We start from the raw sequence: 5,642 nt of genomic DNA, 5'->3' as shown, positions 1-5,642 counted from the left end.
GAGGTACTCATTTTTTAGCATTTGAGCCTCTGTTTCACTCTATGATTCTGCTTTTATTTTCTGTCGAGAGTGATTGACTACTCACACCTTTGTAAAAAACCTACACCTGTCAGGGTGGGAAGGGTGGGAGGTGTGGGAGGGGTGGGAGGATGGTGAAGAAATCTTTCCCCCCACACTCCCCACACTCCCCACACTCCCTACCCATACGTGAGAAATTCGGGTGAAGTGTTTTCCTGGTTAAATACCCTAAATTTATTTATGGGATTTCCGTTCTGCCTCCTGCCCCCTGCCTCCTGCCTCCTTAACATAGGTTAAAATCAACTCAGCGTTTGTATTGTAGCGGTTGTGTCCCATATCCCTCAAAGGGCGGTTCACTGCATAAATCCTGATTGTCAACGTCCTTACCCCCAACCTTGGGGAAACAAATTTTGTAACAGCTGTGGCGCATTGCTACAACTGCTAGACCGCTATGTGCCTATTCAACCACTGGGTTCTGGTGGTTTTGCCCAAATTTATACAGTTTGGGATGAAAAAACCCAAACTGAAAAGGTGCTAAAAGTTTTGGTGGAAGATTCACCAAAAGCCCAGGAATTATTTACACAAGAAGCCGCAGTTTTGATTAGTTTGCAGCATCCTGGTGTTCCGAAGGTGGAAGCTGATGGTTTTTTTCAGGTAAATATCACTAGTCCAAAACCGCGCCAGTTAGCTTGTTTGGTGATGGAAAAAATCAACGGGCCGACTCTGGATGAAATTATGAATAACTATCCTCAAGGATGTCCAGAGAATTTGGTACTCAACTGGTTCACCCAAGCTGTAAAAATTTTACAAGAACTGCACAAATGCCAAATTATTCACCGCGATATAAAACCTTCTAACTTAATGTTGCGGATACCAGCCTCAACCGCACCACCAACTCAACCCAAAACAGGGTGGGAAGAATTAGTATTAATTGATTTTGGCGGTGTTAAACAAATCAACGCCGCTATGCAGCGTCGAGAGTCGAGTTCAACACGGTTATTTTCTTCTGGTTACAGTCCGCCAGAACAAGTAACTGGGGGAAATGTGGGGCCTGCGGCTGATTTTTATGCTCTTGGCCGGACAATGATTGAATTACTTACAGGTAAGTATCCGCCAGAGATGGAAGATTTGCAGACTGGGGAATTGCGCTGGCGGAATCGAGTGAATATTAACTCACAGTTTGCTGATTTACTGGATGAGATGGTAAAAGAAGATGTGCGATCGCGTCCATCGAATGCAGCCATTATTCTCAAACGGTTAGCAAAAATTAACAAATCTGCCAAACCAGCGTCATTCTCACAACCACCAAACTCAAATTCAGCCAGCAACAACTTAACAAGGCTAATTCAAACCATTGAACGAGCTTTTACTGATTTTCTCACAGCAATTGGTAAAACAGCCTTGTTTCTTGCCAAAGCCTTGCTGAAAATGATTCAAGCTTGTGTAGCGATTATTTGGGCAATGGTGCTATCTAGTTTAGGAGCTTGTTTCGGCACAATTATCGGTTTTTTTGTAGCTTACCGCACAATTTTAGGCGATCGCATTGTGGAATTAATCGTAGGTCAGCTACCAGAAATCATTCCCAATTCTCAAACTAACTTTGGCGCAGATATTTTAGTCTTTGTGAGTGCTGGCTTGGGAACCGCCTGGGGACTCACTTTATCTGGATGTTTTGGTCAAAGGCGGCGGTTTTTAGTCGCATCACTCATGGGTATGATTAGCTATGGATTTGGTTGGTTATTTTGGGAACTCATTTCACCCAAACAAAGCAGTGATGGTTTGGTCGTGATGATTGCTGTCTCCATATTTTTACTATCCCTCAGCTTTGGGTTTCGCAGTCATCACATAGTTTATGCCTTAGTTGCCGCTTTAGGCACAGCAGTGATATTTTCTGGTTTATTTGTTTTAGGCTTCCCCGCCACAGTCTTTTACTTTTCACCCCAGCCACTTTGGACAGAATTAGGTCTACCTTTGGCTTTATTTGTTTTAGTCGCTATTTTTACAAGCTTTTGGCTAGGAGTCAGTCACTACCTCATTGTCCCCGGACTGCGTTTTTTGGGATGGCGCTAAGTTATATCGTGTGAGGGAAAAGACTTCTAATAAAGACCGCAGGGAGCAGGGAGAGGAAGAGTTTTGTGTTTCTTAGTGCTTATGGAGTAAGACAGAAGCGTAAGCCCTACATAGATATACGGAATTATCACTAACTGACTCAACACAGTATAAATGCTCAAATTAATATCCCCCCAGCTACTGTGTTCTTCTAGCTGGGGGGATCTAATATGTGATAGTCTATAGAGAGTTCTGTATAGTTCCTTACGATTCAATCTTAAAGCCTAAATTTGGTTTTGTGTAGTCCCAAAATCAGAATTTATACTATTTTTATAGCTTCTTCATCACCACTTCATTGCTAGGATTTGCTGAGTTAACGGTATATGTGTATATGTTAAGTATGACAGTAACTCTACGTTTAACTTATCACCGACACAAATATCCGTAAAACCTATGAAACTCCAGATTGCCAGCTTTGTTGCTCTAATAGTTTGCACGGGGTTAACCGAAAAAGCCTTGGGGCTGAATCAACAAGACCTAGAACAGTTAAGACAATCTAATACTTGTCCTCGCTGTGATTTGAGTGGTGCTGACCTTAATCAAGCGAATTTAGCTGGTGTCAACTTGCGTGGGGCTAATTTAAAGGGAGCAAATTTATCTCAAGCAAATCTGACAAATGTAGATTTAACGGGTGCAAATCTCGAAGGTGCAGTATTGAAATCTGCCAATCTCACAGGAGCGTCTTTTACAGGTGCTAATTTAACTTCAGCATCCTTAGAAAGTGCCGATTTGTCTTTTACAGGTTTTCTGGGTGCGAATTTAACAGCCGCTAACTTGTTAGGTTCTAAATTATATTTTACAAATTTTCGCGGAGCCAACTTTCGACTGACTACTTTACCTGTGGGTGATGTCACTTCCGATAAACCTTACTGGTGGTCATCAGAGCGTGTCATTCCCAAGCAATGTAATAAATTTAAAGCAGGCACTACACAAGGTACAACTTGTTATACCCAATCTGAGGAAGTGGAAAATAAGAAATAGGGAGTGGTGAGTTGGGAGTTGGGAGTAGAGATGGTTTAAATTCTCGTTAACTGTTCCCTGTTTCCTGTTCCCTTTGATAAAGAACATTTTGTTCATTAGCACTTCTTTATCATGGGAAAAAAGCTCGTAAATAAAATTGATTGATGCTAACCCGTATTAAAGATATAGCCACAAAACTAGCGCCCCGTTTAGTTGAAATTCGCCGTCATCTCCACTCCCATCCAGAACTTAGTGGTCAAGAGTATCAAACAGCTGCTTTTGTGGCTGGGGTTCTGTCTTCTAGTGGGCTGCATGTCCAAGAAGGTGTGGGAAAAACAGGTGTAATTGGGGAAGTTAAGGGTACAGGAACCGATGAGCGTTTATTGGCGATTCGGACTGATATGGATGCTTTACCAATCCAAGAACGTACAGGTTTAGAATATGCTTCCCGTAAAGATGGGGTAATGCACGCTTGTGGTCACGATGTACATACGACTGTTGGGTTAGGTACAGCAATGGTATTGTCCCAAATCGCTGATGAATTGGGCGGGAAGGTGCGATTTTTATTTCAAGCCGCCGAGGAAATTGCCCAGGGTGCGAACTGGATGGTGCAAGATCAGGCGATGCAGGATGTTTCTGCTATTTTAGGCGTTCATGTTTTTCCTTCTATTCCCGCAGGTTCAATTGGTATACGTTACGGAGCGTTGACAGCCGCAGCTGATGATTTAGAAATTACGATTATTGGTGAGTCTGGACATGGCGCACGTCCCCATGAAGCGACTGACGCGATTTGGATTGCTTCACAAGTGATTACTGCTTTGCAACAAGCCATCAGCCGGACTCAGAATCCTTTGCGCCCTGTAGTGTTGAGTATTGGGAAAATTCAGGGTGGTAGAGCGCCCAATGTGATTGCTGATCAAGTGCAGTTGTGGGGAACGGTGCGATCGCTCCATCCCGAAACCCGCGCCCATCTCCCCCATTGGATTGAAAATATTGTGGCGAATATCTGTGATGCTTACGGCGCAAAATATCAAGTTAATTACCGTCAAGGTGTCCCCAGCGTCCAAAATGATTATTCTTTAACTCAGTTGTTACAATCAGCCGCAGAAGAAGCCTGGAGTAGCGATCGCGTCCAAGTTTTACCAGAACCATCCCTCGGCGCGGAAGATTTTTCCGTTTATTTAGAACACGCCCCTGGTTCAATGTTTCGCTTGGGTGTCGGTTTCAAAGATAGAACCATCAATTACCCATTACACCATCCCGAATTTGAAATCGATGAGTCGGCGATTATCACAGGTGTGGTAACTATGGCCTATGCCGCTTATAAATATTGGCTATAGGTAGTCAGACAGAATTAATTACACAATGTCAGCCGCGAATGGAGCAAAGCGGAATGTAGACGCAAAGCAGCTTCCTGAAGCGAAGCAATCGCAAGGGGTGGGATTGCTTTGCTTCGCTCGCAATGACTGTAAATATTTTTATACCAATTTAAAAAATGATTGCGACAAATGGATTGCTGAAAAGCCTACCCACAGACTCTTTCTCAATCCAAAATCCAAAATGGTATTAGCTAAATCATCTGAATAGTAATACTTTTGCCCCTTGGCTTCTGCCCTCTGCTATATAAAAAAGTTTACAAAAAAAACAAAAGCATCTGTGTTTTTTCGGTTTTTTTTGGGAATGCTAATGTGGAAGCGATTTCCAGCCTTAGAGATTGCTTTTTGACGCAGTATCAAACTTTAATAGGATTTTTATGTCTAGACGTTTGCCTAGAGGCCGTAGCGCCAGTTCAGTGGCTTTAGAACCAGAAGTTGCGATCGCTCTGATCGGACTATTCTCCGCCGCATCTGATGGTGAAGGTGTTTCTAACGCAGAAGAATATGCCTTGAGTGAAATGCTGGGTGAAATCGCTCAATTTGAAGATTATTCTGACGAAGACTTTGACGAATTAGGCGAAACCTTAACCAGCCTCCTAGAAGAAGAAGATCCAGAAGAATTAATTGTTAAAGCGATTGAATCTTTACCCAACAGAGGTTATAGAGAAGCTGCATACATCACTGCTATTTTGGTAGTAGGTATTGATGAAGAAGTACCTGATGAAGAACAAGATTATATTTCTGAGTTACAAGAAGCTTTGAATATTTCCAACGAACGCGCTCAAGAACTCATAGATGAAATATTTGGCGCAGACGAAGACGAGGAAGAAGACGACGAAGAAGAATGTGAAGATGACGAAGAGTAAATCTTAAATTTTTATCTTAACCGCGATGGGTTAGGCGATCACTAACCCATCGCAAACAAAATTAAACTCCCATCATCCGCAACCTTCAGGGTGCTTTCTACCATTTTTTCACAGCCAGATTATTTCTGCGCGATCGCTCCCCAAAATTTACCAGTTGTTTGGAGATGCTGTTAAAGAAGTTTGCAGTTCAAGCAGTATGATTCTTAGAGGAAGTGCGATTCGTTGAGAGTGAATCACGGTTAAAGTCCGTAAATAACCTCTCCAACCAAACTTAGAAATAAGGAAGGTTGAACTTTCGGTCTGATACGGGTGA

General features: G+C 42.6%; 4 protein-coding genes. All 4 read left to right on the top strand.

Annotated features, from left to right (window positions below):
* Nucleotides 1-345: 345 nt before the first annotated feature.
* The 4 genes from H6G74_RS30700 (at nt 346) to H6G74_RS30685 (ending at nt 5,329) form a co-directional block, all read left to right on the top strand.
* Nucleotides 346-2,088 carry a serine/threonine protein kinase gene (locus H6G74_RS30700; RefSeq protein ID WP_190971281.1) on the top strand — a complete coding sequence of 581 codons (1,743 nt, stop codon included), beginning with the start codon at nt 346-348 and terminating at the stop codon, nt 2,086-2,088.
* A gap of 432 nt (nt 2,089-2,520) precedes the next feature.
* A complete protein-coding gene (locus H6G74_RS30695; protein ID WP_190971280.1) occupies nt 2,521-3,108 on the top strand; it encodes a pentapeptide repeat-containing protein in 588 nt (195 codons plus the stop codon).
* Nucleotides 3,109-3,251: 143 nt separating this feature from the next.
* A complete protein-coding gene (locus H6G74_RS30690) occupies nt 3,252-4,427 on the top strand; it encodes a M20 family metallopeptidase (RefSeq protein ID WP_190971279.1) in 1,176 nt (391 codons plus the stop codon).
* A 413-nt stretch (nt 4,428-4,840) separates the two neighbouring features.
* On the top strand, nt 4,841-5,329 hold the full coding sequence (locus H6G74_RS30685; protein ID WP_190971278.1) for a tellurite resistance TerB family protein: 489 nt from the start codon (nt 4,841-4,843) through the stop codon (nt 5,327-5,329).
* Nucleotides 5,330-5,642: the final 313 nt, after the last annotated feature.

Source organism: Nostoc spongiaeforme FACHB-130 (assembly GCF_014698475.1).
In the GTDB taxonomy this organism is placed as follows: Bacteria; Cyanobacteriota; Cyanobacteriia; order Cyanobacteriales; family Nostocaceae; genus Nostoc_B; species Nostoc_B spongiaeforme.
Note: the sequence above shows the minus strand (reverse complement) of the source record. Positions and strands in the feature narration are given on the sequence as shown.